The organism is Pseudomonas lactucae (assembly GCF_016937615.1).
Classification (GTDB): Bacteria; Pseudomonadota; Gammaproteobacteria; order Pseudomonadales; family Pseudomonadaceae; genus Aquipseudomonas; species Aquipseudomonas lactucae.
The window spans coordinates 22,982-49,979 of sequence record NZ_JAFHKI010000063.1 but is presented as its reverse complement, the minus strand read 5'-3'; the positions used below and the strand labels follow the sequence as shown (position 1 = coordinate 49,979).

Sequence of the window (26,998 nt, the reverse complement as noted above, 5' to 3'; positions counted from 1 at the left end):
TCAATGCTCCCGGCTGGCGAAGTCGATGCGCGGATCGACCAGGGTATAGGTGAGGTCGCCGATCAGTTTCACGATCAACCCCAGCAGCGTGAAGATGAACAGCGTGCCGAACACCACCGGGTAATCGCGGTTGATCGCCGCTTCAAAGCTCATCAGGCCCAGGCCGTCGAGAGAGAAGATCACTTCCACCAGCAAGGAGCCGGTGAAGAAGATACCGATAAAGGCCGAGGGGAAACCGGCGATCACCAACAGCATGGCGTTGCGGAACACATGCCCGTACAGCACGCGGTGGTTGGTCAGGCCCTTGGCCCTGGCGGTGACCACGTACTGCTTGTTGATCTCGTCGAGAAAGCTGTTTTTGGTCAGCAGCGTCATGGTCGCGAAGTTACCGATCACCAGCGCGGTGATGGGCAACGCCAGGTGCCAGAAGTAGTCGAGGATCTTGCCGCCCCAGCTCAGCTCGTCGAAGTTATTCGAAGTGAGCCCGCGCAGTGGGAACCAATCGAAATAACTGCCGCCGGCAAACACCACGATCAGCAGGATGGCGAACAGGAACGCCGGGATCGCGTAGCCGACGATGATCGCCGAACTGGTCCACACGTCGAAGTGGCTGCCGTGTCGCGTGGCTTTGGCGATCCCGAGCGGGATCGACACCAGGTACATGATCAGCGTGCTCCATAACCCAAGGGAGATGGACACCGGCATCTTTTCCTTGATCAGGTCGATGACCTTGGCGTCGCGGAAGAAACTGTCGCCGAAATCCAACCGGGCGTAATTCTTGACCATGATCCACAAACGTTCCGGCGCCGACTTGTCGAAGCCGTACATCTTCTCGATTTCCTTGATCAGCGCCGGGTCCAGGCCCTGGGCGCCACGGTAGCTGGAGCCGGCCACCGCCACTTCGGCACCGCCACCGGCGATGCGGCTGGTGGCGCCGTCAAAGCCTTCGAGCTTGGCGATCATTTGCTCCACCGGGCCACCGGGGGCGCCTGGATGATGATGAAGTTGATCAGCAAAATTCCGAACAACGTGGGGATGATCAATAACAGGCGGCGAAGAATATAAGCCAGCATTTAATCGCCTCCGCTCGCCGTGTCGGCGCTCGTTTGGGGGGCTGGGGCCATTGCCGGCGGCACGTTGGGCTTGCTCCACCAGGTGGAGATGCCGACGTCATACAGCGGTGACACCTTTGGATGACCGAGGTTGTTCCAGTAAGCCACGCGGAAAGTCTTGATATGCCAGTTGGGGATCACGTAGTAGCCAAATTGCAGCACGCGGTCCAGGGCCCTGGCATGGGCGATCAGGCTGGCGCGGGTGTCTGAATCGATCAACTGTTCCACCAGCTGATCGACGGCCGGGTCTTTGAGACCCATGTAATTGCGGCTGCCAGGTTTGTCGGCGCTGGTGGATTTCCAGAATTCGCGCTGTTCGTTACCCGGCGACGAAGATTGTGGAAAGCTGCCCACGAGCATGTCGAAATCCCGCGACCGTAGGCGGGTGACGAATTGCGAGACGTCTACCCGGCGAATCACCAGGTCGATGCCCAGGTCGGCGAGGTTGCGTTTGAACGGCAGCAGGATGCGCTCGAACTCGGTCTGGGCGAGCAGGAATTCGACGGTCACCGGTTTGCCGGTGGTGTCGACCATTTTGTCGTCGACGATTTTCCAGCCGGCTTCCTGCAGCAACTGGTACGCCTCGCGCTGCTGGGCGCGGATCATGCCGCTGCCGTCGGTCTTGGCCGGCTCGAAGGCTTCGGTAAACACCTGGGGCGGGATCTTGTCGCGCAGCGGTTCGAGAATTTTCAGCTCGTCGGGGCCGGGCAAGCCGGTGGCGGCCATGTCGGAGTTTTCGAAGTAGCTGCGGGTACGGGTGTAGGCACCGTTGAACAGCTGCTTGTTACTCCACTCGAAATCCAGCAACAGGCTGATGGCCTTGCGCACACGCACGTCCTGGAACATGGGCTTGCGCGTGTTGAACACGAAGCCCTGCATGCCGGTGGGGTTGCCGTTGGGGATCTCTTCCTTGATCAGCCGGCCTTGCGCAACGGCGGGCACGTTGTAGGCGTTGGCCCAGTTCTTCGCACTGAATTCGGCCCAGTAGTCGAACTGTCCGGCCTTGAGCGCTTCCAGGGCCACCGTCGCATCGCGATAGTAGTCAGTGATGCGCTGGTCGAAATTGTACAGGCCCTTGTTGATCGGCAGGTCTTTGCCCCAATAATCTTTGACTCGCTCGTAGCGCACCGAGCGCCCGGCGTTGACCTGCGCCACTTTGTAGGGGCCGCTGCCGAGGGGGAATTCCAGGTTGCCCTTGGTGAAGTCGCGTGTGGCCCACCAATGTTTAGGCAGCACCGGTAATTGGCCGAGGATCAGCGGCAGTTCGCGGTTATTGGTGCGCTTGAACTTGAACAGCACTCGCAACGGGTCTTCGGCGATCACTTCGTCGATATCCGCGTAATAGGTGCGGTAGAGCGGGGTGCCGTCCTTGATCAAGGTCTGGAAGCTGAACACCACGTCGTCGGCGCGCATGGGATGGCCGTCGTGGAAGCGCGCCTCGGGGCGCAGATAAAAGCGTACCCAACTGTTGTCCGGGGCTTTTTCGATCTTGCCGGCCACCAGGCCGTATTCGGTGAAGGGTTCGTCCAGGCTTTGGGTCGCCAGGGTGTCGTAGATCAGGCCGATATTGTCGGCGGGGACACCTTTGCTGATAAACGGGTTGAAGCTGTCGAAGCCGGCCAGGCTCGATTCGCGAAACGTCCCGCCCTTGGGGGCGTCCGGGTTGACGTAATCGGTGTGCTTGAAATTGGCCGGGTATTTGGGCGGTTCGTTGTACAGCGTCAGCGCGTGTTGCGGCGCCGCTTGGGCTGCGCCGCAGAGTAAAAAGGTGCTGATCAGAGCGTTGCGCAAATACATCATTGGGCTTTCTCCGAAGCTTTCAGCCACCATGCGCTCAGGCCCAGGCTGTAGGGCGGCGTGGCGACAAAGGCGAACCGGTTGCGGTACGCCAAGCGATGATAGTTGAGGTACCAGTTGGGAATGCTGTAGTGCTGCCACAGCAGCACCCGGTCCAGGGCGCGCCGGCGGCCAGTTGTTCTTCGCGGGTCTGCGCCGCCAGCAGTTGTTCCAGCAGGTGGTCGACGATGGGGTTGGCGATGCCTGCGTAGTTCTTGCTGCCCTTGATCGCGGCCTGGCTGGAATGAAAGTACTGCCACTGCTCAAGGCCGGGGCTCAAGGTCTGGTTGAGGGTCATCAGGATCATGTCGAAGTCGAACTGATCCAGGCGTTGCTTGTACTGGGCGCGGTCGACGGTGCGCAGGCGTGCGTCGATGCCGATACTGATCAGGTTCTCGACATAGGGCTGCAGGATGCGCTCCAGGTTCGGGTTGACCAGCAATATCTCCAGGCGCAGCGGTTGGCCGTCCTTGTTGAGCAGGCGTTGGCCGGACAGCTTCCAGCCGGCATCGCCGAGCAGCGCCAGCGCGCGACGCATGGTGTCGCGGGGGATGCCGCGTCCGTCGGTCTGCGGCAGGCTGAACGGCTGGGTGAACAGGTTGGCCGGCAACTGCTCACGGTAGGGCGAGAGCATCAGCCATTCGTGGCCCACCGGCAGGCCGGTCGCCGAGAATTCACTGTTGGGGTAGTAGCTCAAGGTACGTTTATAGGCGTTGCTGAACAGGGTGCGGTTGGTCCACTCGAAGTCGAACATCAGCCCCAGGGCTTCGCGCACTTTGGTCTGGCTGAACGTCGGCCGCCGCGTGTTCATGAACAGGCCCTGGCTCTGAGTCGGGATCTGGTGCGCGATCTGCGCCTTGATCACTTCGCCGCGGTTCACCGCCGGGAAGTTGTAGCCATTGGCCCAGTTCTTGGCCTGGTGTTCGATGTAGATGTCGAACTCGCCGGCCTTGAAGGCTTCGAAAGCCACGTCGCTGTCGCGATAGAACTCCACTTCGACCTTGTCGTAGTTATAGAAACCCTGGTTGACCGGAAGGTCCTTGCCCCAATAATCCTTGACCCGTTCGAACACCAGTTGCCGGCCCGGGGTGACCTTGCTGATGCGGTACGGCCCGCTGCCCAGCGGTGGTTCAAAGGTGGTGGCCTTGAAATCGCGGTTCTTCCAATAGTGCTGAGGCAACACCGGCAACTCGCCCAGGCGCAGGATCAGCAACGGGTTGCCGGCGCGCTTGAACACAAAGCGGATGCGGTGAGGGTCGAGCACATCCACCCGCGCGACTTCTTGCAGGTTGGTGCGGTACTGCGGGTGGCCTTCAGTCAGCAGGGTGCGGTAGGAAAACGCCACGTCGTCGGCGGTGATCGGCTTGCCATCGTGAAAACGTGCCTGCGGGCGCAGGTTGAACACCACCCAGCTGCGGTCCTCGCTGTATTCCACCGACTGGGCGATCAGCCCATAGCTGGAGGTTGGCTCATCGCCGGATGGTGCGTACTGGCCGGTGCCGACCATCAACGGTTCGTTCAGCTCATTGACGCCGTACTGCAGGAAATTGGGGGTGGAAACCGGGCTCGAGCCTTGAAGGTGTAGGGGTTGAGCGTATCGAAGGTGCCAAATGCCATGACCCGCAACGTGCCGCCTTTCGGCGCTGCAGGGTTGACCCAATCGAAATGGGTGAATTTGGCCGGGTACTTGAGCACGCCGAACTGCGTATAACCATGGCTCTCGGTTATCGTCGCGTTCGCGCAAAAGCTCAAGGCCAGACTTATTAGTAGAAGGAGGGGACGCTTCAAGTCAGAGATCCGATCCAGGCGGCTTGGGCTTTATGATCGGTACAGTAACAGCTTGTTCCGGTTGGAAAAAGCCAGTTGGGATGATGTAGATCCAATGTGGGAGGGAACTTGCGGTGGCGAGGGAACCTGCTCCCGCTGGAGCGCGGAGCGCTCCCAATATCATGAGGTAAGCCAGTTACCTCCTGGGTGCCCGTTTTGGGGCTGCCGCGCAGCCCAGCGGGAGCAAGTTCCCTCGCCACATGCAAGCTTTGCCTTTATGTTTGAAGTCTTAGCGCGGCCCGGAAACCACCAGCATCTGCCCCGGCTTCAACGCCTGGCCGGTACGCGGGTTCCAACGCTTGAGATGTTGCATCTCTACGTTGAAACGCTTGGCGACGATATACAGCGAATCGCCTTTCTTGACCTTGTATTGCACGGGTTTGGAGGCGGCTACCTTGCGCGTGTCCTGCATCACCAGGGTCTGGCCGACCTTGAGTGCCTGGCCGTTGAGCTGGTTCCAGCGCTGCAGGTCGTGCACGTCGACCTTGTTGGCCTTGGCGATCAGCGTGAGGTTGTCGCCGCTGCGCACCTTGTAGCTGCGGGTACGCCCGGCCACCCGTGGAGTCTCGACTTCGTCGAACACCTGTTTTTTAGGGCGCATTGCCAGCAATTCTTCAGGCTTCATCGTCGAAAGGGTGCTGGTGAGCAATTGCGCCTTGGAGCTCGGTACCAACAGATGTTGGGGGCCATCCAAGGTGGTACGTTGCTTCAGGGCCGGGTTGAGCTGGAACAGTTCGTCTTCGTCGATTTCCGCCAACGCGGCGACCCGTGACAGGTCCATGCTTTGCTTGACTTCCACCACTTCGAAATAGGGCGTGTTGGCAATCGGGTTCAGGTTGACACCGTAGGCCTCGGGAGCCAGCACCACCTGGGACAGTGCCAGGAACTTGGGCACGTAGTCCTTGGTTTCCTGGGGCAGCGGCAGGTTCCAGTAGTCGGTGGGCAGGCCGAGCTTTTCGTTGCGCTCGATGGCTCGGCTCACGGTGCCTTCGCCCGCGTTATAGGCGGCCAGCGCCAGCAGCCAGTCGCCGTTGAACATATCGTGCAGACGGGTCAGGTAGTCCAGGGCGGCGGTGGTGGAGGCGGTGATGTCGCGACGGCCGTCATAGGCGCGGGTCTGGCGCAGGTTGAAGTAGCGCCCGGTGGAGGGGATGAATTGCCACAGGCGACCGCATCGCTGCGCGAATAGGCCATGGGGTTGTAGGCACTTTCAATCACTGGCAGCAGCGCCAGCTCCAGGGGCATGTTGCGTTCTTCAAGGCGTTCGACGATGTAATGAATGTAGAGGCTGCCGCGCTCCCCGGCGTTCTCCAGGAACGATGGGTTGCTGGCGAACCACAGGCGCTGTTGCTCGATGCGCGGGTTGACGCCGAGATTGTCCTGCAGTTGAAAGCCCCGGCGCATGCGTTCCCAGACATCCTGGGGCACTTCGGGGCTGGGCTTCTCTGAGAGCCAGATGGGTTTTTGCTTGATCTTGGCGGCAAGATTCGGTTTGGGTTGCACGGTGGATTGTGCAGCGAAATTTGTCGATTGGCAGCCCGCCAGCGTTGCGCAGACACCCACCGCCACGGCTTGAGCCAGGCGGGTCAATGCGTCTGAATGGTTGGATTTACGAATAGGTGACGACATTGGCTGGAAGTAAGTTCCGGGCAAAAATGTCGGGCGATTCTAGAAAGCGCTTCGGTTCCGGTCAACCATTCAGAAATTACGTATCAGATTGCGTCCCGTTAGAACTTATCTTTCCAGGCCCTCAAGCTAGCAAACACCTCGGCCCCAGCGCGGTTATCGTGGCCATTCCGTTCGTCCGCTTTTTGTTTAACGGATGTTTCAGTGGTGCGTAAAAAGGGGTTGGTGCGCAATTCCAGGGCCAGGTTGGACGGTAACGTCATCTCGTCTCGGGCCCTGAGTTGGCGGACGTTTTCCACCCGTTCGGCAATATCGGCATTGTGCGGTTCCACCGTCTGGGCAAATTTGAGATTGCTTTGTGTGTATTCGTGGGTGCAGTACACCAAGGTGTCGGCGGGCAAGGCGGCCAGGCGCGTCAGCGAGGCATGCATCTGTTCCGGCGTGCCTTCGAACAGGCGACCGCAGCCGGCGGCGAACAAGGTATCGCCACAGAACAGCACGCCCGGGTGATAGAAGGCGATATGTCCCAGGGTGTGGCCGGGTACGCTATGCACGTCGAAATCCCAGCCCAGCACCGTGATGCGATCATGGTCGTGCAAGGCGACGTCCCGCGCGGGAATCTTTTCATTGGCCGGGCCGTAGACCTTGGCGCCGGTAATGTTTTTCAGTTGTTCGACGCCGCCCACGTGGTCGTGGTGATGGTGAGTGACCAGGATGTCGCTGAGGGTCCATCCAGGGTTTTGCTCGAGCCAGGCCAGTACCGGTGCGGCATCGCCGGGGTCGACCACGGCGCAGCGTTGGGTCTTCGGGTCCTGTAACAACCAGATGTAGTTATCGGTGAAGGCGGGCAGGGCACTGATCTGTATCATTCTTCGATTCGCCAAGCTGAACACATTGGTGCATCTTAGAACGTCTAGGCGAGTTGGAGAATGCAATGACTGATAAAGCGTTCGCCCAGGCCGATCCTGAGTGGCTGGCGCTGATCGGCGCAGCCCGTGAATGGTTGTCCGGGCCGATCGGGCAATTTTTGCTGGAAGAGGAACGGCACATGCTCGAAGACGAGCTGGGCCGGTTCTTTGGTGGTTACCTGGTGCATTACGGCCCCTCCGCGCAGACGCCGCCGCCTGCGCCCCAGGTGCAACGCAATGTGCGCCTGGGCGCACCGTTGCCGGGTGTGGAGATTGTCTGCGAGGAGCAGGCCTGGCCCTTGAGCGAGCACGCCGCCGATGTGGTGGTGTTGCAACATGGCCTGGATTTCTGCCTGTCGCCCCACGGTTTGCTGCGCGAAGCGGCGAGCAGCGTACGTCCGGGTGGCCATTTGCTGATTGTCGGCATCAACCCCTGGAGCACATGGGGTCTGCGCCATGTGTTCGCCCATGATGGCCTGCGCCAGGCGCGCTGCATCGCGCCGTCGCGGGTAGCGGACTGGTTGAACCTGCTGGGCTTCGCACTGGAGAAACGCCGCTTCGGGTGCTATCGTCCGCCGCTTGCCTCGACCACGTGGCAGGGCCGCCTGGCCGGCTGGGAGCGCCGTGCAGGCGCCTGGCAGTTGTCGGGCGGCGGCTTCTATCTATTGGTGGCGCGCAAGATCGTGGTCGGGCTGCGGCCGGTGCGCCAGGTCGCGCGCCAACCCATGGGCAAGCTGGTGCCGATGCCGATGGCCAAGGTCAACCGCAAGCAAAGCCAGCCGTAATAGCTCTTTTTATTTTCAGACCCGCCTGTTTTGATGGATGTAACCGATGACCGATAGCGTTGAACTCTTCACCGATGGCGCCTGCAAGGGCAACCCGGGCCCCGGCGGCTGGGGCGCTTGCTGGTGTGCAAGGGCGTCGAGAAGGAACTGTGGGGCGGCGAAGCCAACACCACCAACAACCGCATGGAGCTGATGGGCGCCATTCGCGGCCTGGAAGAACTCAAGCGTCGCTGCAACGTGCTGCTGGTGACCGACTCGCAATACGTGATGAAGGGTATCAATGAGTGGATGGTCAACTGGAAGAAACGCGGCTGGAAAACCGCGTCCAAGGAGCCGGTCAAGAATGCCGACCTGTGGCAATTGCTCGATGAGCAATGCAATCGCCACGACATCACCTGGAAATGGGTGCGCGGCCACATCGGCCATCCCGGCAACGAGCGCGCCGACCAGCTCGCCAACCGTGGTGTGGATGAAGTGCGCGGCTACAAGCAGAGCTGATGCCGAATCACGTGGTAATATCGCGCCCTTTGAAAGACACCGTTGAGAGCTGAACCCTGATGGCCATCCGATCTGTTGTACTCGATACCGAAACCACCGGCATGCCGTGACCGACGGCCACCGGATCATTGAAATCGGCTGTGTCGAACTCATGGGTCGCCGCCTTACCGGACGTCACTTCCACGTCTACCTGCAACCGGACCGCGACAGTGACGAAGGTGCGATCGGCGTCCACGGCATCACCGACGAGTTCCTCAAGGGCAAGCCGCGTTTCGCCGAAGTGGCTGATGAGTTTTTCGAATTCATCAACGGCGCCCAACTGATCATTCATAATGCGGCGTTCGACGTCGGTTTCATCAATAACGAATTTGCCCTGATGGGGCAGACCGATCGCGCGGACATCTCCAGGCACTGCTCGATCCTCGATACCTTGATGATGGCGCGTGAGCGTCACCCGGGCCAGCGCAACAGCCTGGATGCCTTGTGCAAGCGGTATGGCGTCGACAACTCCGGCCGTGAACTCCACGGCGCCTTGCTCGACTCCGAGATTCTCGCCGACGTTTACCTGACCATGACCGGCGGGCAGACCAGCCTGTCCCTGGCCGGTAATGCGTCCGACGGTAGCGGTTCGGCGGAAGGTTCGGGCAACCGCCCTTCGGAAATCCGCCGCCTGCCGGCTGATCGCAAGCCGACCACCATCATTCGCGCCAGCGAGCAGGATATGGCCGAGCATGCGGCACGGCTGGAAGCGATTGCCAAATCGGCGGGCGCGCCGGCGTTGTGGACCCAACTGACCCAGCAGTAATCCTGGTTGGAATCCAATCAAAGTGTGGGAGTGTCAGTTGAAACAGCTGTGACTGACACACCGCCATCGGGAGCAAGTCGAATCGTCGCACCGCCCCTCCCACAGTCGATCTCCATTGCCGATGAAATCTTCATTCGCCACATCCGCTCCCAGCTTCTACCCTTGAGTGCATAGCCCCAAGGACTACCTGCCCTCATGTACAAAGACCTGAAGTTTCCTGTTCTTATCGTGCATCGCGACATCAAGGCCGACACGGTGGCCGGCGACCGGGTCCGAGGTATCGCCCGGGAGCTGGAGCAAGAGGGCTTCAGTATCTTTTCCGCGGTGGACTACGCCGAAGGCCGGTTGGTCGCTTCCACCCATCACGGCCTGGCCTGCATGTTGATCGCCGCCGAAGGCGCGGGCGAAAATACCCACCTGCTGCAAAACATGGTCGAGTTGATCCGCCTGGCACGGGTGCGGGCGCCCAACCTGCCGATCTTTGCCCTGGGCGAGCAAGTCACCCTGGAGAACGCGCCGGCCGATGCCATGAGCGAACTCAATCAACTGCGCGGCATTCTTTACCTGTTCGAAGACACCGTGCCGTTTCTGGCCCGGCAAGTGGCGCGCGCCGCACGCACCTACCTTGACGGCCTGCTACCGCCATTCTTCAAGGCCCTGGTGCAGCACACCGCCGACTCCAATTATTCCTGGCACACCCCAGGCCATGGCGGCGGCGTGGCGTATCGAAAAAGCCCGGTAGGGCAGGCGTTTCACCAGTTCTTCGGGGAAAACACCCTGCGTTCGGATTTATCCGTATCGGTGCCTGAACTGGGGTCGCTGTTGGACCACACCGGGCCTCTGGCCGAAGCTGAAGCCCGCGCTGCGCGCAACTTCGGCGCCGACCACACCTTCTTCGTGATCAATGGCACGTCTACCGCCAACAAGATCGTCTGGCACTCGATGGTTGGCCGCGATGACCTGGTGCTGGTGGACCGCAACTGCCACAAGTCGGTGTTGCACTCGATCATCATGACCGGCGCCATTCCGTTGTACCTGTGCCCGGAACGCAACGAGCTGGGCATCATCGGCCCGATACCCCTGAGTGAGTTCAGCCCCGAGTCGATCCGCGCCAAGATCGATGCAAGCCCCCTGACCCGTGGGCGTGCGCCGAAAGTGAAGCTGGCGGTGGTCACCAACTCCACCTACGACGGCCTGTGCTACAACGCCGAGCTGATCAAGCAGCAATTGGGCAACAGTGTCGAGGTGTTGCACTTCGACGAAGCCTGGTATGCCTATGCGGCGTTCCACGAATTTTTCGCCGGGCGCTACGGCATGGGCACCTCGCGCACCCCGGACAGCCCGCTGGTATTCACCACCCATTCCACCCACAAGCTGTTGGCGGCGTTCAGCCAGGCGTCGATGATCCATGTGCAGGACGGCGGCGCCCGCCAGCTGGACCGTGACCGTTTCAACGAAGCGTTTATGATGCATATCTCCACTTCGCCGCAATACAGCATCATCGCCTCGCTGGACGTGGCCTCGGCCATGATGGAAGGCCCGGCCGGGCGCTCGTTGCTGCAGGAAATGTTCGATGAGGCCCTGAGCTTTCGCCGCGCCCTGGCCAATCTGCGCCAGCATATCGCCGCCGAGGACTGGTGGTTTTCCATCTGGCAGCCGCCGTCGGTTGCCGGCATCGACCGCGTCGCCACGGCGGATTGGCTGTTGCATCCCCAGGACGACTGGCACGGCTTTGGTGATGTTGCTGAAGATTACGTACTGCTGGACCCGATCAAAGTGACGCTGGTGATGCCCGGCCTGAACGCCGGTGTGCCTTGAGCGAGCGCGGGATACCTGCCGCAGTGGTGAGCAAATTCCTCTGGGAACGTGGGCTGGTGGTGGAAAAGACCGGTCTCTATTCCTTCCTGGTGCTGTTTTCCATGGGCATCACCAAAGGCAAATGGAGTACCTTGCTCACCGAGCTGTTGGAGTTCAAGCGCAACTATGACGCCAATGCCAGCCTGGCCAGTTGTCTGCCGTCGGTGTTTGCCCAAGGTCCGGTGCGCTATCAGGGCCTGGGCCTGCGCGATCTGTGCGACCAGTTGCACAGTTGCTATCGCAGTAACGCCACGGCCAGGCACCTCAAGCGCATGTACACCGTACTGCCCGAAATTGCGATGAAACCGGCCGACGCGTACGACCAGTTGGTACGGGGTGAAGTGGAAGCGGTTTGCATTGACGCCTTGCCAGGACGCATCGCAGCCGTGATGCTGGTGCCTTATCCGCCGGGTATTCCGTTGATCATGCCGGGCGAGCGCTTTACGGAGTCGACGCGGTCGATCATCGATTACCTGGCATTTGCCCGCACGTTCGATAGCAGTTTCCCCGGATTTGTCGCCGATGTTCATGGATTGCAACACGAAGACGACGGCAGTGGTCGTTGTTACACCGTCGATTGCATTAAAGGTTAAGGATGTTTATGCAAGCTGTAATGAACCCGAAGTACCCAGGGCTCAGTGTGCGGGTCGCCGACGAAGGCTTTGACGCCTATGTGTGGGGCAATGACTTCAGCTTCGAGGTCAGCGCCTACAGTGAGCCGCAGATGGGGAAGCGGGTCGATCAATGGCCTGTGGATCGCATCTTGCCGTACCGCAAGTGCTACGGATCGATCCCGAGGAGTTCGCCAGTTTTCGCGATGCGCCAGACAGTGCGATCTTCATGGCCTACCTGGACGATCGTCCGGTGGGGCATGTCGTGGTGAGCACCAATTGGAACGGTTTTGCCCATGTCGATGAGTTGGCCGTGGTGTTGCCCGCGCGCCGGCACGGTGTGGCCAAGGCGTTGCTGGACGTGGCGCAGTTCTGGAGTCGCAAGAAAAACCTGCCGGGCATGATGCTCGAAACCCAGAACAATAACCTGGGAGCCTGCCGTTTATATGAGCGTTGCGGCTATGTAATGGGCGGCATTGACCACCTGCGCTATCGCGGCATCGATCCGCAGACCCGCGAAGTAGCGATTTTCTGGTATCGGCTGTTCAAAACCGACGTCGACAAGACTTAACCGGCCAACAGGCTTTCAGCTTTTTGCGTGACGATGTCCAACAGTGCATTCAACGCCGGCGAAGCCACGCCTTCCTTGAGCGTCAGCGCATACAGGCTGATCGTCAACGGCGGTGACACCGGGCAGGCGTCCAGCCCGGCCTCGCGCGCACCGAACGCGGTAAACGGGTCGACAATCGCCAGGCCTTCTCCCGCTTCGACCATGCTGCGCATCATCTGGTAGGTCTGCACCCGCGTCTGTACCACCGGCAGCGGGCGCAAGGCTTGCAGTTTGGCATCCAGCGCGCGGCTCAGTGGGTCCTGGCCTTCGAGCCCGATCATCGATTGCCGGCCAGGTCCTGCAAGGCGATGTACTTCTGCCTGGGTTTCAGCCAACCGTGGGGGGCGAGCAATTGCAGTTTGCCCTGGGCCAGCACGCGGCTGTGGATCTGCGGATGTTCCGGGTCATGCAGGCTCAAGCCGACATCCGCCTCATGCAGCAGCAGGCTCCTGACGATTTCTCGGGTTGGCTGGCTCGACAGGTTGCACGGCGTGTCCTGGAAGCGTCGGCGCAGAACGGCAATGCTCTGCGGCAACAGTTGATTGGCAAGGGGCGGGGTGCACAGGGCGCGCAAGGTCGGGGCATGATGGTGTTTGAGGCGGCTGGCCAGGCGTTGCGCCGGCTCCAGTGCTTCATACACATGGGCGATTGCCGCCTGCAACTCCAGGGTTTCCCGCGTCGCCTGCAAGCGCCCGCGAACGCTGGCAAACAGCATGAAGCCCAATTGCAACTCCGCCTCCTGGAGCGCCGCGTCCACATCGCCCACGGGAAGTTGCAACCATTCGGCGGCCGTGCCGAGGTGTCCGGTCTGCAAGATGGCCTGAATCACTTCGATATGACGTAAACGCATGGCCGGAGTCTATGTGCAGTGCGGTGGGGATTCAATGGCCCAGGGGCGTGTGCGCAAAAAAGACTGCGCAGGTCGCCTGCGGCTCTGGCGTTCGGCCACGACCCCACTAGAATGACGCATCGATCATCAACGACCAATGCCGGTTCGCCGGCACTTACAACAAAAACAGGTCTGGTCTCACATGCGTCTACCCTCGATATTTCTCGGGGTAACGGTCAAGCAACTGGTGGTCCTGGTGACCGTCGGCTGTGTGGCTGCTTATCTCTTGCGCAATCAAGACGAAGTCACGCCGCAAACCCAGGCGCTTGAAGCGTTCATCGGTTCCCAGGAACAGGTCGCCGAGCAGGTGGGGGCGGTGCTGGGTATCACGCTGGTCAGGCAGGTGCAGGCGTATCCCGCCTACGACAAGTCGGGCTATACGCGCTCGATGTACGCCGTAGAAGGCGAGCGGGGGCACTTGATGGTCACGCTCAAACAGGGCGAGCAGGGCATGGAAGTGACGGAGATCCGTCGCCCTTGATCCCGCCGGCCCAGTCAATGCCATCAATGGCCAGGACTGAGCAGGTCGTTAAGGCGGGCGCTTATGACGCGCGGGTGGTTTGCGACTCGCGGACAAGAATAGTGCCCGACTGAATCAGTTTGAACTCATCGCCTTCCAGTTTTTCTACACGGTCGCCAATGGCCAGCTTGTAGGTAACGGTGGGCGCCGAGCCAGCCAGGTCGCCGTGCGCCGGGTTGGATTCCTGGAACTCATGCACTGAATAAACACGGCCTTCCGCGTCTCTGGCATGGAACTGTCCGACAAGTACTGCTGCCATCTGTTTAGAACCTCTGGAGATAAACACTCGATATACGGTGGTGTAGACCGTCATAAAGAGAGGTAGTTTGCCTACGGAAAAAAAATACTATTCGTTGGTTTGTTAAGACGTTTCTTACGCGGTGTGCTGTAAGGCAAACACTCGAGGAGAATCTCAAAGCCCTCTGGTGAAGCCGCCGCGAAGTCTCTATAACTACAAGCTCCTTTAGTCAGACATCGGGGAAACCTCAATGAGCAAGGTCTACACGATTGCCGTCCTGGTTGGCAGCTTGAGAAAACAGTCGATCAACCGCAAGGTCGCCCTGGCGTTGGCCGAACTGGCCCCTGCCAATCTGCAGTTGAACATTGTGGAAATCGGCGATTTGCCACTCTACAACGAGGACATCGACGGTGATTCACCGCCGGCAGCCTACAGTACTTTCCGTAAGCAAGTGAGCTCATCCGACGCGGTGCTGTTCGTGACCCCGGAATACAACCGTTCGTGCCGGCCCCGTTGAAAAATGCGATTGACGTGGGTTCGCGCCCTTACGGGCAAAGTGCCTGGAGCGGCAAGCCGGGAGCGATCATCAGCGTGTCGCCGGGTGCGATTGGCGGGTTTGGCGCCAACCACCACCTGCGCCAGTCCCTGGTGTTCCTGGACGTGTGGTGCATGCAGCAGCCGGAAGCCTACCTGGGTGGCGCGGGCAATGTGTTTGATGAGTCCGGCAAGGTATCGGAAAAGACCAAGCCATTCTTGCAGGCATTTATCGATGCCTACGGCCAATGGGTGGAAAAACAGAAGGGCTGAAGGGGAGTGAGGGCCAATGTGGGAGGGGGCTCCTCCCACATGTTTGGTTCAGCGCAACCAGTTGGTCCGAGCCAACTCAATCACCTCATCCCCGCGCCCACTCATCACCGCCTTGAGCATATACAGGCTGAAGCCCTTGGCCTGTTCCAGCTTGATGCTCGGCGGCATCACCAGTTCCTGGGTGGCGGTCACCACGTCCACCAATACCGGACCGTCATGGGCCAGGGCGCGGCGCAGGGCCGGCTCCAGGTCTTCGGATTGCTCCACGCGAATACCGAGGATGCCCATGGCGTTGGACATCGCCGCAAAGTCCGGGTTTTTCAGCTCGGTACCGGTGTCCAGATAGCCGGCGGCTTTCATTTCCATGGCGACAAAGCCCAGGGATGAGTTATCGAACACGATGACCTTTACCGGCAATTTCAGCTGCGCCAGTGAGATGAAGTCCCCCATCAACATGGCGAAACCGCCGTCGCCGGACATGGAAATCACCTGCCGTCCAGGGAACGCGGCCTGTGCGCCGATGGCCTGGGGCATGGCGTTGGCCATGGAGCCATGGTTGAACGACCCGATCAGGCGGCGCTTGCCGTTCATCTTCAGATACCGTGCGGCCCAGACGGTGGGTGAACCTACGTCGGCGGTGAAAATCGCGTCGTCGTCTGCCAGTTCGCTGAGCAATCGCGCCACATATTGCGGATGAATCGGCCGGTTGGCCTTGGACGGTTGCGCCAGGTCATCCAGGCCCTGGCGGGCTTTTTCATAGTGTTTCAACGAGGTGTCGAGAAAGCTGCGATCGCTCTGGCGGGTCAGGCGCGGCAACAGGGCGTCGAGGGTCTCACTCACGTCGGCGGCAATGCCCAGGTCCAGTGTGGCGCGGCGGCCGAGTGCCTGAGGGTCGCGGTCGATCTGGATGATCTTCGCGTCGGTAGGGTAGAACTGGCGATAGGGGAAATCGGTGCCGAGCATGATCAGCGTGTCGCAATTGAGCATGGCGTGGTAGCCGGAGCTGAAGCCGATCAGGCCAGTCATGCCGACGTCAAACGGGTTGTCCCATTCCACATGTTCCTTGCCGCGCAAGGCATGCACCACCGGCGCGCCGAGTGTGTCAGCCAGGGCCACCACTTGCGCGTGGGCACCGGCACAGCCGCTGCCGCACAACAGGGTGACTTTCTCACTGCCGCTGAGGATCTCACTCAGTTGCACCAGGTCCGCCTCTGCCGGCAAGGTGCGCGGCGCGTGCAGGGTGGGCCAGGGCTTGAGCTTGTCCTCCACCTCCAGCAGCGAAACATCCCCAGGGATCACCACCACCGCCACGCCGCGATTGAGGATCGCCGAGCGCATGGCGCGGTGCAGCACCTGGGGCATTTGCTCGGGGTTGCTCACCAGTTCGATAAAGTGGCTGCACTCCTTGAACAACTCCTGGGGATGGGTCTCCTGGAAATAGTTGAGGCCGATCTCCGAGGATGGGATTTGCGCGGCAATCGCCAGCACCGGCACATGGTTGCGATGGCAGTCGAACAAACCATTGATCAAGTGCAGGTTACCCGGCCCGCAACTGCCGGCGCACACCGTCAGTTCGCCCGTGGCGGCCGCTTCGGCACCGGCGGCGAAGGCGGCGACTTCTTCGTGGCGCACATGCATCCACTCGATCCTGTCCATGCTGCGCAGGGCATCGGTGAGGCCGTTGAGGCTGTCGCCGGTCAGGCCCCAGATGCGCTTGATGCCCGCCTGTTCAAGGGTGGTTGCCAATTGCTGGGCCAGGTTGATTTTCGCCATGAAGCACTCCAATCGTCAGTGAGGTTAAAGGCTGCTGATCAATAGGGGACAGCTCGATCACGGCGAATGCTCCGTTGTTAATGTGAAGTTTGTGTCATGGCCGCCCGATATTGGCGGGTGCGCCGAGCGGTAAACCATTGGTCACACGCCAGGGCCAGCCAGGGGGCGGCCTTGGCATTGGGTTGGCGGCCACGGCTCAGGCGGCGCATTTGGTCGCGCACCACGGCCAGGGTGGCGAGTGAGGCCAGGGGCTTGCGTTTCCAGTCGATCGGTTTGAGTTGCGGATCGGGGTCGCGGCCTTCGCGCCAGTGCCTGATCAGTTGCGGTTCCAGGGTCAGGGCGGTGGCGATACCGGCCATGGCGATACCGCTGTCGAGCACTTGCTGCACGATGGGCAGGCGGCGAATGCCACCGGTGACCATCAGGGGCATGCGGGCGACACTGGCCATTTGCGCGGCAAATTCGAGGAAGTACGCTTCACGGGCCAGGGTGCGACCGTCCCGCGCCTCACCTTGCATCGCTGGGGCTTCATAGCTGCCGCCGGACAATTCGAGCAAATCGATGGGCAAAGGATTGAGCATTTCCACTACCGCGCGCGCATCGGCTTCATCGAAACCGCCGCGCTGGAAATCCGCCGAATTGAGTTTGAGCCCCACGCAAAACGATGGGCTGACGTTGGCGCGCACGGCGTGGATCACTTCCAGCAGCAGCCGCGCACGGTTTTCCAGCGAACCACCCCAGCGGTCGGTACGGTGGTTACTCAAGGGCGAGAGGAACTGGCTCAGCAAATAGCCGTGGGCGCCGTGGATCTGTACCCCGGTAAACCCGGCGTTCTCGGCCAGGCGCGCACTGGTGGCGAAGCGCTGGATCACATCCTGGATCTCGCTTTCGGTCATGGCCTTGGGTTTGGCGAACATTTTGGAAAAACTGCCGAGGTCGAGGGCAATGGCCGACGGTGCCAGGGCTTGCTGACCCAGATTGGCCATGGTCTGGCGTCCGGGATGGCTAAGCTGCACCCAGAAGTGCACGCCCTTGGCCCGGGCCACGTCGGCCCATTCGCGAAAGCGGTCCAGGTGCTGCTCATTTTCCAGCGCAACGCCGCCGGGGCCGGTCATCGCGCGACGGTCGATCATCACGTTGCCGGTGATCAGCAAGCCGGGTTCACCATCCGCCCAGGTTTGGTAAAGCTGCATCAGTTCGCGCGACGGCGCCTGATTGATATCCGCCATATTCTCTTCCATCGCGGCCTTGGCGATGCGGTTGGAGATGACTTGGCCGTTGGGCAATTGCAGGGCTTCAAAGGGTGACATGGGTTGACTCCTGAGCGGGGGAGGCCTCAGGCTAAGCTTAAAGTTAACTTTAATGTCAAACAGGCGTTGTGATGAATATCGGTGAGCTGGCAAAACAGAGTGGTTTGGCGGCGTCGCGTATCCGCTTTTATGAAGCCCAAGGCCTGATCAGCCAAGTGGGGCGCCAGGCCAACGGCTATCGGCGCTATGCGCCCGAGGCGTTACAGACTCTGCAGTTGATCCAGAGCGCGCAACAGGCCGGGTTTACCTTGCAGGAACTCAAGGCGTTGATGCCGGCGCCCGGCGAGCACAAGCGCGAGGAATTGATCGAGGCGTTGGAGCGCAAGGTGACGCAGATCGAAGACATGCAGGCGCAGTTGGCCTATAACAAGGGGCAATTGGTAGGCGTGATCGAGGCGGTACGGGCGCAGCCGGAAGGTGTGCCGTGCACCATGGGACAGAAACAGATGTTGGCGTCGATCAAACTCAACCCGCAATCCTGAACGTGCTGATATTCCAATGTGTGAGGGAGCAAGCCCCCTCCCACATTTATTACTCAGCGGCGCCGAAAAAGCGGCAACGGCTCATCGGTGGCTGCCTGATAGGTCACCGAGAAGTCCTTTAAGCTTTCCAGCGCTTCGTACGGGTCTTTGTCGGCGCGCAAGGCGAAGGCATCGAACCCGCAGCGGCGCAGGTAGAACAGTTGGTCGCGCAGCACGTCGCCAATCGCGCGCAGCTCGCCTTTGTAACCGTAGCGGTCACGCAGCAGGCGTGCGTTGGAATAGTTGCGCCCGTCGGTGAAGGCCGGGAAGTTCAGGGCGATGACTTGGAAATGTTCCACGTCTTCACCGATTTCTTCGGCTTCTTCATCGGCATCCAGCCACACGCCCAGGCCGCCGTCGCGGGCCTTGAGGGCGTGGCCATGTTCGCGCCACAGTGCCAACGGCACGATCAGGTCGTCGCAGTTGGAGATGCCGTCGAAGCTCGCGTCCTTGGGCAGCAGGTGCCAGGTTTCGTCGACGACTTCGTTGTTCTTAATGATTCGCTGCATAGACGCGCTCCTTGAACAGGTCAATGCCGATGCGCTGGTAGGTGTCAATGAAACGCTCATCTTCGGTGCGCTGTTCGATGTACACATCGATCAGTTTGCCGATCACCTCCGGCATGGCTTCCTGGGCGAAGGACGGGCCGAGGATCTTGCCCAGGCTCGCGTCGCGGCTGGCGCTGCCACCCAGGGACACTTGGTAGAATTCTTCGCCTTTCTTGTCCACGCCCAGGATGCCGATGTGGCCGACATGGTGGTGACCACAGGCGTTCATGCAACCGGAGATGTTCAGGTCCAGCTCGCCGATGTCGAACAGGTAGTCCAGGTCGTCGAAACGGCGCTGGATCGATTCGGCGATCGGGATCGACTTGGCGTTGGCCAGGGAGCAGAAATCGCCACCCGGGCAGCAGATGATGTCGGTCAACAGGCCGATGTTCGGCGTGGCGAAACCGCCTTCGCGCAGCTCGCCCCACAGGGTGAACAGTTGGCTCTGCTCCACGTCCGCGAGAATGATGTTCTGTTCGTGGGAGGTGCGCAGTTGGCCGAAGCTGTAACGCTCGGCCAGGTCGGCGACGGCGTCCAGCTGCTTGTCGGTGATGTCGCCAGGGGCGACACCGGTGGGCTTGAGCGACAGGGTCACCGCCACATAACCCGGTTTTTTGTGCGCCAGGGTATTGCGCGTGCGCCAACGGGCGAAGCCAGGGTGCTGCTGGTCAAGTGCGGCGAGCTCGGCGTCCTGGTTGCTCAGGGCCTTGTACTCGGGGTCGACGAAATGCTTGGCGACGCGATGCACTTCGGCTTCGGTCAGGGTGGTCTGGCCACCGCGCAGGTGTTCCATCTCGGCGTCGACTTTCTGGGCGAACACCTCGGGCGTCAGCGCCTTGACCAGGATCTTGATCCGGGCCTTGTATTTGTTGTCACGACGGCCGTAGCGGTTGTAGACCCGCAGGATTGCGTCGAGATAGCTCAACAGGTCCTGCCACGGCAGGAACTCGTTGATAAACGCGCCCACCACCGGCGTACGGCCCAGACCACCACCCACCAGCACACGGAAGCCCAACTCGCCTGCGGCGTTGTACACCGGCTCCAGGCCGATGTCGTGAACTTCGATGGCCGCACGGTCCGAGGTCGAGCCGTTGATGGCGATCTTGAACTTGCGCGGCAGGTAGGCGAATTCCGGGTGGAAGGTGGTCCATTGACGCACGATTTCGCACCAGGGGCGTGGGTCGATCAGTTCGTCGGCGGCAACCCCGGCGAATTGGTCGGTGGTCACGTTGCGCAGGCAGTTACCGCTGGTCTGAATGGCGTGCATCTGCACGGTCGCCAGTTCGGCCAGGATATCCGGCACGTCTTCCAGCGCCGGCCAGTTGAACTGCACGTTCTGGCGGGTACTGATGTGGGCGTAGCCTTTGTCGAAGTCGCGGGCAATTTTGGCCATCATGCGGGTCTGGCGCGAAGTCAGTTGGCCATAGGGCACGGCCACCCGCAACATCGGCGCAAAGCGCTGAACATAAAGGCCATTTTGCAGGCGCAGAGGGCGGAACTCTTCTTCGCTCAGTTCACCTGCCAGATAGCGTCGGGTCTGATCACGGAACTGCTTGACGCGGTCCTCGATGATGCGCTGATCGTATTCGTCGTATACGTACATATAGGTCCTGTTCTCGGCAAATCTGCGCGCACGGCCGCGCACTCCCAACGGAGCCGGCGCACGATACCAGTTTGCGTTTATGCGCAAAAGTGATGTTTGAGTATATGCAAATAACCAAAACGACTAATGAGACTGATTCTTGAGATAACCACATTTGTCCTGGGGGCAAGTGTGGTCTTTACTGTGTTCGAGTCTTAGGGCAATCACCTATAAAACCGACAAGAGGCGATGCGATGAGCAATCCGACTAAAGCCCGTAAACCCGACAGCACCGTGGACGCCTGGGCCATTCTGTTTCTGATTATTCTGGTAGTGGGCACGGCGGTGTTCTGGGTCAGTCACCAATAAAGAACGTTGATTGAGCCTCGATTGGCTGGCGTGCTGCCATTGTGATAGCCACCTGATGATCAAGGCTCAGGCGACAATGTTGAAGGCTCTAGTGACGTGCATGTGCTGGTTGGGGATGGCGTGCGGGCCGATGGCCCACGCGACATCGGTGGTGTTTCTCAACCCAGGCCTGTCCACGGAAACCTTTTGGGTCAGCTACACGCAATTCATGCAGGCCGCCGCCAAGGACCTCGGCCTGGATTTGCGTGTGCGCTATGCCGAGCGCGATACCCAAAACACCCTTGCCCAGGCGCGCGAAGCGCTGCAGGGCAGCCAGCGACCCGATTATCTGGTGCTGGTCAACGAGCAGTATGTGGCACCACAAATCCTGCGCATGGCTCAAGGCCGCGGGGTCAAGTTACTGCTCGTTAACAACGCATTGACGTCCGACCAGAGGCATATATTGGGAGCGCAGGGCGACGTTGATGTCATCGGCAGCCTGGTTGCCGACGACGAACAGGCCGGCTACCTGATGCTTATCGATCTGTTGCGCCAGCATGGCTCTGTGGCGCCGGGCGAATCCCTCGATTTGTTGGCTTTTTCCGGGGTCAAGACCACCCCGAGCGCGCAACTGCGTGAACAAGGCTTGCGCCGAGCGCTGGCTGAGCATCCCGAGGTGCGCTTGCGTCAGTTGGTCTATGGCGAGTGGACCCGTGAACGCGCCTTTGAACAAGCCACCCAGCTGTTCAAGCGCTATCGGCAGACCGCGTTGGTGTGGTCGGCCAATGATCAGATGGCGCTGGGTGCCATGCAGGCACTTGAGGACAGCGGGCGGTTTCCGGGCAAGGACATCCTGTTCAGTGCGATCAACAGCTCGCCGCAGATTCTGCAGGCGCGTCTGGAAGGGCGCGTATCAAGCCTGGTCGCCGGGCATTTTACCTTGGGGGGCTGGGCCATGGTGCTGATCCATGATGATGCCAGGGGCGTTGATGTAAGCCGCCATCGTGAGGGCGACGCTGAGGTGGCGCTGTTCGAGCTGCTTGACCCGGCCCAGGCTCGACGTTTGCTGGACTTGCAAGCCAGGCAAAACTACCGCGTTGATTTCAAGGCCTTGTCGGCGGTGGCCAAGCCGGAGGGTTATCGTTACCCGTTCAGCTTGAAACTGTTAATGCGTTGAACAGGCGTAGGGTTTAATCCTGTTCTATGCTCTACAGCACTACGAAATTGCGCGCTGTATCAAAGTTGTTCTCCTCGATTTGAATGTGTGATTACTGGTTGCGCCATGCAGCGTCAGCGGTTGGCCAGTTGTCCATCGTAGGTACTGTTGAACTGAGAAGTAAAAGTTCTCCACCCAAACAGTCTATCTACACAGGTAAACCATCATGGTTACGTTCATAAAGGCCTTCCGGCAGAGGGAGCGCCTTGGCGTTTCCTTAATCCGAGCAGGGTTGGTTATTCTGGTACTGGCGTCGCTGGGAAGTGTTCAAGCCGCAGACAGAGGGAAAATTATTGTTCTTCAACTCAAGAATGACTTGTCCGAGTTGAGACAACAGTCGGCTACGGATCCAGGCGTTAAACGATCATTGGATGCGTTGCGCAAGATGGCGTCCGACATTGACTCTTTATTGACGCAACAAGCGAAGGACCCGACAGGGCGTGACGCGCCTTATGCAGATGCGCAGACGTTCACCATGGACGTAAGCGCTAAACCACAAGCCCAGCAAAAGGTACTTCTGGACCGCGCCTTGAACAACCCGCTGGTGACATCTGCGTACATGGAGACGATTGAAGCAAACGTCGAGAAAGACTCCGGCTCACCCATCAAGGCCGGGCTTGGCGTACGCTCTGAAGCCGGGCTTGATGCACTCTACAAGAAAGGCCCTGTTGCGAACTCCGGCTATGTGCTGGGTGGGATCAACTCGGACGCGGTCCGCATGCTGCCCGGCAGCCAGGGCGAGAACGCCCGCGTGGTGATCGCCAGCGATGGTTTCTGGAATCGTAGCCATGTGGACTTGCCCTCATTGGCGTTTTCACCGATCGACGGCCCACGCAGGCTGAGTTGCAGTACCTACTATGCGGTCAGTAACGATGCGACGGCGGCGGCGGGTATCATCGCGGCGAAAGATAACCAGTCGGGCGTGGTGGGCATTGTCCCGCACGCTCAATTAGCCGCCACCGCTGCGTCGTTCGCTTCGATCTATGATCTGCAAAAACTGAACCTGCGTGCTGGCGACGTGCTGGTGGTTGACCCGACGTTCAGCCCCACCACCACCCGCTTTGCGGATTTTTCCCCTTATCCAGGGGATGTCTGCCCCAAGGCAAGCCCTACGGCGGTGTCCACCGACACGTGCCAATTGCCTTCGGCGGGGTATGAAAATACGCAGCGGAGTATTGAATACCTCACTCAGGAGTTGAAGGTTCACGTAATTGTCAATGCCTCCGGCGGCATCAAGAGTAGCCGCAATCCGGCCACCCCAATGAATCTGGATCATCCGGACTTCAATGGTTTGTTCGACCGGACCCGTAATGACGACGGCGCGATCTATGTCGGCAGCGTCAACCCGAAGACGGGCGCGACATTGGCGGCCAACTATGGCAGCAGGATAGACCTCACGACGTGGGCCACGCATATTCCCTATGCCAGTTATACGGCAGGCGGCACACATGCCACTTATTCGCGCTACGACAGCGACGAAGCCCTGAATTATCGTTTTTCCGGTTATATCGTGGCCGGTGCCGTGGCGCAGATTCAGAGCATTGCTTTCGCCAAAGGACTGGGCGCCGTGCCCCCCAGTATCATGCGCCGTTTATTGAAGGAAACCGGGCACGATTTGCCTGGGCATGATGCCAACCAGCCAATGGGCAAGCAGCCGGATGTGAAAGCCGCGGTCGACAAGATGCTGGCGGAGTATGCTCGCGGCTTTCCCGCTGAACCCGCGCCTGCGTTCGGCATCAAGCGCATCCTCGGTTTGGAACGCCCCTACTACGGACGCACATGGAACTACCGAGCGATCATGAACCCGCCGGGCGCGACGGATGTCACCTACCAGTGGAGCGAGGTCGAGAGCCCGCTTGTCGCTCAAACCGCCATCCGCGTGAATCCACTGACACTGGACGTCGACTGGAGCAGTGGGCTCAAGGCGCGGGAGCGCACGATCACGCTGACCGCGCGCAACAGTCAGGGCGCTACGGACACCTGGTCCAAGCGTTTGACGGTACCACCCATGGTGACGCGCTACACCGGGACCTGGAACGTACCGGATGAACTCAAACCCGGTCAGGTCGTGAGTATGAACGGCAGGATCCAGGATGCGTTTGCCACCGGACAAAAGATTCACTACTACTGGAAAGCCCCGGCTTTATTCCACGGCCTCAAGGAGGGCACGGCGGTGCTGCCGGCCCAACACGCCATCAGCTTTACGGTACCCGCCACGCTTGAACCGGGCACCCAGGTCCAGGTGCAAATGCTGGCAACCGTCGACCCATTGTTGCCGCCGACCCAGATCTCCCGGTCGCAACACGGCACGCTGTTGAGCAAAATGGTGACCATCAAGACACAGACACCCGTTGAGGGGACGCCAGGCGAAGACGCCGAGGCATGCGCGCCCCTCTGGAACAGCCGCACACTCTACGAGACGTTGGGTACGCGCGTGTCTTACGCCGGGTTCAACTACGAGGTCGTCGAATTGACGCAAGGGCATCAGCCTGACGCGCATTTTACGCTGACAAGCAGTTTCAAACCCTGGAAACGTATCGGCCCGTGCCGCCAGTAGACACCGCAACCGGCCCCTTTCAGCGCAACCGTGAAAGGGGCCTCACACCCCCGCCACGTGCAACACCAGCTTGACGATAGCGAACAACGTCAAGGCGAATACCACGGTAAACAGAATGCCCAGTATTACAAAGTGACTGGGCTTGCCGTGAGTAAAGTCGCGGGCGCGGTTCTTGCCGCTCTGTACGCCAAAGGCGGCGGCCACCACGCTGTGCAGCATTTGCCAGAAGGTGGGGGGCTTGGGGGCTGGATCGTTCATCATTGCCTCGTGCGCGGGAGCCTCTACGCAGCATAGTCAATCTGCGCCGGGGCGCCGGATATCCCCATACTTCCGACTCGGACAGCGAGTCGGAGGCCGGCCATCCCGACTCGGAGCCCGACGAGGTACAAAAGGAGCGCTGGTTCAGCCAAATCCCCGCCGACTCGGAAAAACATCAGGTGTGGGATGCCCTCAAGGCGGATGAGCGGGGCGAGGCCTTTTTTTATCCTCTCCAATCTGCGCCATACCAAGGACTTTACCCAGAACCTGGCACAGGTCTCAAAGAATGAGCTTGATCAGGCTTACACCGCCATCATCCAGGCGCAAGGGACGCCAGCGTTCATCGAGCAATTGCTCACACGCCCTTACTGGATGACGTACCTGGAGGAAAAATACGCGGACGACTTCTCGCGTTTGCACACGCGGCTCACGGAGCAGTCGGAGGCACTCGAACTGCGCTACCCGGATTTTGGCGAGGCGTATTTTGCTGAAATACAAACCTTGGGCAATCAAGGCAAAGCCGAGCGCCAGCAGTTGGCGCGTGACCTGTCGCGACGGGAAATGATCGAGCTGGGCCAAACGCTGTCTTGACCAAAAGCCGTCCTGGGCGTTGGTGTGGCAAGCACTATGCACCACCGTCAAGGCGTCGCCCCATGATGATCTGTCATTCCAATTCACAGGAGTGACCTTATGTCCAATCCGAGTCCACATACCCCGGACAGCGTCCGTGCCAAACCCATCGCGACCACCAGTATTCACGGTGATTTGCTTGAACAGGCCGTGCCTCAATGGCTGATCGATGCCACGCCCCCACGCAAGACGGCGCTCAAGCAAACCCACGCCACTGCACCGGCCTGGTATACCAGCGCTTCGTTGGCTCAACGCGCAGCGGTCGACGCCGCTTTCAAAGCTGCCGCCGCCGCACAGGTCAGCCTGGACGGCCTGATGTCGACCTTCAAGGATGCGGACACCTTCGCCGAACCCTTACTGCGCAAGGCGCTGCAGGAGCAATTTGGCGTCGAGGTGGACCTCAACCGAACCTTGTTGTGCCTGCGCCGCCCGTTGCTGGTCGGTGTGGCCAACGTTGAGGTGGCTTCATTCGAGTTTTTGAAACTCTCGATGCTGCAGGCGGCCCTGCATAACTTCGAGGCCTGGGAGTGCATCGCCGGAGCCTACCACGACAGTTCGGGCTTCATGGTGCAGACCACAACAGCCGACACGTTTGAAAGGGTCTCGGTGAACCTGAAGGTCAGCGAGTTTCTGACATTGTGCCGCCACCTCGATGTCGGGGCGAAGTACCAGGCGTATTTAAAGGCGTTCTTCGAGGCCGACGCCAGCTTGCGTCCAGGGTTTATCGCCAGCCAGAAAACCGCGCTGCGGGCGGCGGCCGAGCACGCGCGCTTGAGCGGTGACATCCAGGCGCAGGATTACACGATGATCCTCGCGGTGATCGACGGCGAAACCAATCCAACGATGGACGACAAGCAGGTCTGGTTCAATGATATGGGCCTGATGAAGCAGCGCATGACCGGCTGTGTGGCTTTCGTTATTGGCAAAAAGCATCAATACAGCGACGAAATGATCCTGTACGTGCCCCATGATCCGGCGCACCCGCTCAAGCGCTACACGGCGGAGCAGATGCGAGGGGAATTGCGGCGCCAGTTTGCCGACAGAACCGGCATGCAGACCGATGACCCCACGCCGACGGCATACCAGCAGTTTTTCAGTCAGTTCGTGGCGTATGACCAGCGTCCGTATTATTTCAGCCAGTTCACCGATTCGTCCGAAGGCTTTTTCCAGTCACCCTGGCGCACCTTCGTCCAGGTTTGGGGGGCCTTGAATCCGAACGCGAGCTTCAAGCAATTGCCACCAGAGCGGCCGGCCAATCGCCGGCGAAGCAGGACCCTTACCTCGCGCCTTCGTACCTGACGCAAAAAGGCCAGGGCCCCTGGGACGA

General features: G+C 60.2%; 15 protein-coding genes and 9 pseudogenes. 12 read left to right on the top strand and 12 right to left on the bottom strand.

Features of this window, described 5'->3' with window-relative positions:
• From JWR98_RS12785 to gloB, 5 genes and pseudogenes are all read right to left on the bottom strand, one after another.
• A pseudogene (locus JWR98_RS12785) lies at window positions 1-1,073 on the bottom strand (microcin C ABC transporter permease YejB).
• Complete coding sequence (locus JWR98_RS12780) at window positions 1,074-2,912, bottom strand: extracellular solute-binding protein (RefSeq protein ID WP_078732918.1); 1,839 nt, start codon at window positions 2,910-2,912, stop codon at window positions 1,074-1,076.
• Window positions 2,909-4,736 (bottom strand): annotated as a pseudogene (locus tag JWR98_RS12775) (extracellular solute-binding protein). The gene JWR98_RS12780 and the pseudogene JWR98_RS12775 overlap by 4 nt, the downstream one beginning before the upstream one ends.
• A gap of 268 nt (window positions 4,737-5,004) precedes the next feature.
• Window positions 5,005-6,404, bottom strand: a pseudogene (locus JWR98_RS12770) (lytic transglycosylase domain-containing protein).
• A 98-nt stretch (window positions 6,405-6,502) separates the two neighbouring features.
• Window positions 6,503-7,270 carry a hydroxyacylglutathione hydrolase gene (gene gloB, locus JWR98_RS12765; RefSeq protein WP_078732921.1) on the bottom strand — a complete coding sequence of 256 codons (768 nt, stop codon included), beginning with the start codon at window positions 7,268-7,270 and terminating at the stop codon, window positions 6,503-6,505.
• A gap of 65 nt (window positions 7,271-7,335) precedes the next feature.
• Here gloB and JWR98_RS12760 point away from each other — a divergent pair, with 65 nt between their 5' ends.
• The 5 genes and pseudogenes from JWR98_RS12760 to JWR98_RS12740 all read left to right on the top strand — a co-directional run bounded on the left by JWR98_RS12760 (window position 7,336) and on the right by JWR98_RS12740 (window position 12,436).
• Complete coding sequence (locus JWR98_RS12760; RefSeq protein ID WP_078732922.1) at window positions 7,336-8,094, top strand: class I SAM-dependent methyltransferase; 759 nt, start codon at window positions 7,336-7,338, stop codon at window positions 8,092-8,094.
• Between the two features lie 46 nt (window positions 8,095-8,140).
• A pseudogene (gene rnhA, locus JWR98_RS12755) lies at window positions 8,141-8,592 on the top strand (ribonuclease HI).
• A gap of 65 nt (window positions 8,593-8,657) precedes the next feature.
• Window positions 8,658-9,397: pseudogene (dnaQ, locus tag JWR98_RS12750) on the top strand (DNA polymerase III subunit epsilon).
• 195 nt (window positions 9,398-9,592) lie between these two features.
• Window positions 9,593-11,847 (top strand): annotated as a pseudogene (locus tag JWR98_RS12745) (Orn/Lys/Arg family decarboxylase).
• 20 nt (window positions 11,848-11,867) lie between these two features.
• Window positions 11,868-12,436, top strand: a pseudogene (locus JWR98_RS12740) (GNAT family N-acetyltransferase).
• On the opposite strand, the pseudogene JWR98_RS12735 reads toward JWR98_RS12740, so the two are convergent.
• Window positions 12,433-13,325: pseudogene (locus tag JWR98_RS12735) on the bottom strand (LysR substrate-binding domain-containing protein). The pseudogenes JWR98_RS12740 and JWR98_RS12735 overlap by 4 nt on opposite strands.
• Window positions 13,326-13,506: 181 nt before the next feature.
• Here JWR98_RS12735 and JWR98_RS12730 point away from each other — a divergent pair.
• Window positions 13,507-13,845 carry a hypothetical protein gene (locus JWR98_RS12730; RefSeq protein ID WP_205490209.1) on the top strand — a complete coding sequence of 113 codons (339 nt, stop codon included), beginning with the start codon at window positions 13,507-13,509 and terminating at the stop codon, window positions 13,843-13,845.
• A 61-nt stretch (window positions 13,846-13,906) separates the two neighbouring features.
• On the opposite strand, the gene JWR98_RS12725 is transcribed toward JWR98_RS12730, so the two are convergent.
• Window positions 13,907-14,143 (bottom strand): hypothetical protein, encoded by a 237-nt coding sequence (locus tag JWR98_RS12725; RefSeq protein ID WP_042944582.1) that lies wholly within the window; start codon window positions 14,141-14,143, stop codon window positions 13,907-13,909.
• Window positions 14,144-14,372: 229 nt separating this feature from the next.
• Between JWR98_RS12725 and JWR98_RS12720 the strand changes: the two are divergent.
• A pseudogene (locus JWR98_RS12720) lies at window positions 14,373-14,929 on the top strand (NADPH-dependent FMN reductase).
• A gap of 48 nt (window positions 14,930-14,977) precedes the next feature.
• On the opposite strand, the gene poxB reads toward JWR98_RS12720, so the two are convergent.
• Window positions 14,978-16,702, bottom strand: a complete 1,725-nt coding sequence (poxB, locus tag JWR98_RS12715) for a ubiquinone-dependent pyruvate dehydrogenase (protein WP_205490208.1) — start codon at window positions 16,700-16,702, stop codon at window positions 14,978-14,980.
• A gap of 77 nt (window positions 16,703-16,779) precedes the next feature.
• Window positions 16,780-18,012 carry an NADH:flavin oxidoreductase/NADH oxidase family protein gene (locus tag JWR98_RS12710; protein ID WP_205490206.1) on the bottom strand — a complete coding sequence of 411 codons (1,233 nt, stop codon included), beginning with the start codon at window positions 18,010-18,012 and terminating at the stop codon, window positions 16,780-16,782.
• Between the two features lie 71 nt (window positions 18,013-18,083).
• On the opposite strand from JWR98_RS12710, the gene JWR98_RS12705 reads away from it, so the two are divergent.
• Window positions 18,084-18,494: a MerR family transcriptional regulator gene (locus tag JWR98_RS12705; protein ID WP_205490204.1), complete on the top strand. Its 411-nt coding sequence runs from the start codon at window positions 18,084-18,086 to the stop codon at window positions 18,492-18,494.
• A gap of 53 nt (window positions 18,495-18,547) precedes the next feature.
• Here the strand turns inward: JWR98_RS12705 and JWR98_RS12700 are convergent, their stop codons facing one another.
• Entirely contained in the window at window positions 18,548-19,042 is a 495-nt protein-coding gene (locus JWR98_RS12700; protein WP_078732930.1) for a DUF934 domain-containing protein, read from the bottom strand.
• Complete coding sequence (locus JWR98_RS12695) at window positions 19,026-20,684, bottom strand: nitrite/sulfite reductase (RefSeq protein ID WP_003190712.1); 1,659 nt, start codon at window positions 20,682-20,684, stop codon at window positions 19,026-19,028. The genes JWR98_RS12700 and JWR98_RS12695 overlap by 17 nt, the downstream gene beginning before the upstream one ends.
• Before the next feature lie 423 nt (window positions 20,685-21,107).
• Here JWR98_RS12695 and JWR98_RS12690 point away from each other — a divergent pair, with 423 nt between their 5' ends.
• Together JWR98_RS12690 and JWR98_RS12685 are read left to right on the top strand one after the other, a co-directional pair.
• Window positions 21,108-22,187: an ABC transporter substrate-binding protein gene (locus JWR98_RS12690; protein ID WP_078732982.1), complete on the top strand. Its 1,080-nt coding sequence runs from the start codon at window positions 21,108-21,110 to the stop codon at window positions 22,185-22,187.
• Between the two features lie 205 nt (window positions 22,188-22,392).
• Window positions 22,393-24,783 carry a S8/S53 family peptidase gene (locus tag JWR98_RS12685; protein ID WP_205490202.1) on the top strand — a complete coding sequence of 797 codons (2,391 nt, stop codon included), beginning with the start codon at window positions 22,393-22,395 and terminating at the stop codon, window positions 24,781-24,783.
• A gap of 42 nt (window positions 24,784-24,825) precedes the next feature.
• Here JWR98_RS12685 and JWR98_RS12680 read toward each other — a convergent pair whose 3' ends face one another.
• Window positions 24,826-25,041: a DUF2970 domain-containing protein gene (locus JWR98_RS12680; RefSeq protein WP_078732932.1), complete on the bottom strand. Its 216-nt coding sequence runs from the start codon at window positions 25,039-25,041 to the stop codon at window positions 24,826-24,828.
• A 186-nt stretch (window positions 25,042-25,227) separates the two neighbouring features.
• Here JWR98_RS12680 and JWR98_RS12675 point away from each other — a divergent pair, with 186 nt between their 5' ends.
• Window positions 25,228-25,632: an NEL-type E3 ubiquitin ligase domain-containing protein gene (locus JWR98_RS12675; RefSeq protein WP_143480934.1), complete on the top strand. Its 405-nt coding sequence runs from the start codon at window positions 25,228-25,230 to the stop codon at window positions 25,630-25,632.
• 99 nt (window positions 25,633-25,731) lie between these two features.
• Window positions 25,732-26,970 (top strand): dermonecrotic toxin domain-containing protein, encoded by a 1,239-nt coding sequence (locus JWR98_RS29410; RefSeq protein WP_225908689.1) that lies wholly within the window; start codon window positions 25,732-25,734, stop codon window positions 26,968-26,970.
• Window positions 26,971-26,998: the final 28 nt, after the last annotated feature.

Coding starts and splice junctions, on each gene's coding strand:
- JWR98_RS12685 (WP_205490202.1), top strand. CDS start 22,393: ATGGTTACGTTCATAAAGGCCTTCCGGCAGAGGGAGCGCCTTGGCGTT.
- JWR98_RS12730 (WP_205490209.1), top strand. CDS start 13,507: ATGCGTCTACCCTCGATATTTCTCGGGGTAACGGTCAAGCAACTGGTG.
- poxB (WP_205490208.1), bottom strand. CDS start 16,702: ATGGCGAAAATCAACCTGGCCCAGCAATTGGCAACCACCCTTGAACAG.
- JWR98_RS12705 (WP_205490204.1), top strand. CDS start 18,084: ATGAATATCGGTGAGCTGGCAAAACAGAGTGGTTTGGCGGCGTCGCGT.
- JWR98_RS12760 (WP_078732922.1), top strand. CDS start 7,336: ATGACTGATAAAGCGTTCGCCCAGGCCGATCCTGAGTGGCTGGCGCTG.
- JWR98_RS12695 (WP_003190712.1), bottom strand. CDS start 20,684: ATGTACGTATACGACGAATACGATCAGCGCATCATCGAGGACCGCGTC.
- JWR98_RS12780 (WP_078732918.1), bottom strand. CDS start 2,912: ATGATGTATTTGCGCAACGCTCTGATCAGCACCTTTTTACTCTGCGGC.
- JWR98_RS12710 (WP_205490206.1), bottom strand. CDS start 18,012: ATGTCACCCTTTGAAGCCCTGCAATTGCCCAACGGCCAAGTCATCTCC.
- gloB (WP_078732921.1), bottom strand. CDS start 7,270: ATGATACAGATCAGTGCCCTGCCCGCCTTCACCGATAACTACATCTGG.
- JWR98_RS12690 (WP_078732982.1), top strand. CDS start 21,108: ATGTTGAAGGCTCTAGTGACGTGCATGTGCTGGTTGGGGATGGCGTGC.
- JWR98_RS12680 (WP_078732932.1), bottom strand. CDS start 25,041: ATGAACGATCCAGCCCCCAAGCCCCCCACCTTCTGGCAAATGCTGCAC.
- JWR98_RS29410 (WP_225908689.1), top strand. CDS start 25,732: ATGTCCAATCCGAGTCCACATACCCCGGACAGCGTCCGTGCCAAACCC.
- JWR98_RS12700 (WP_078732930.1), bottom strand. CDS start 19,042: ATGCAGCGAATCATTAAGAACAACGAAGTCGTCGACGAAACCTGGCAC.
- JWR98_RS12675 (WP_143480934.1), top strand. CDS start 25,228: ATGCCCTCAAGGCGGATGAGCGGGGCGAGGCCTTTTTTTATCCTCTCC.
- JWR98_RS12725 (WP_042944582.1), bottom strand. CDS start 14,143: ATGGCAGCAGTACTTGTCGGACAGTTCCATGCCAGAGACGCGGAAGGC.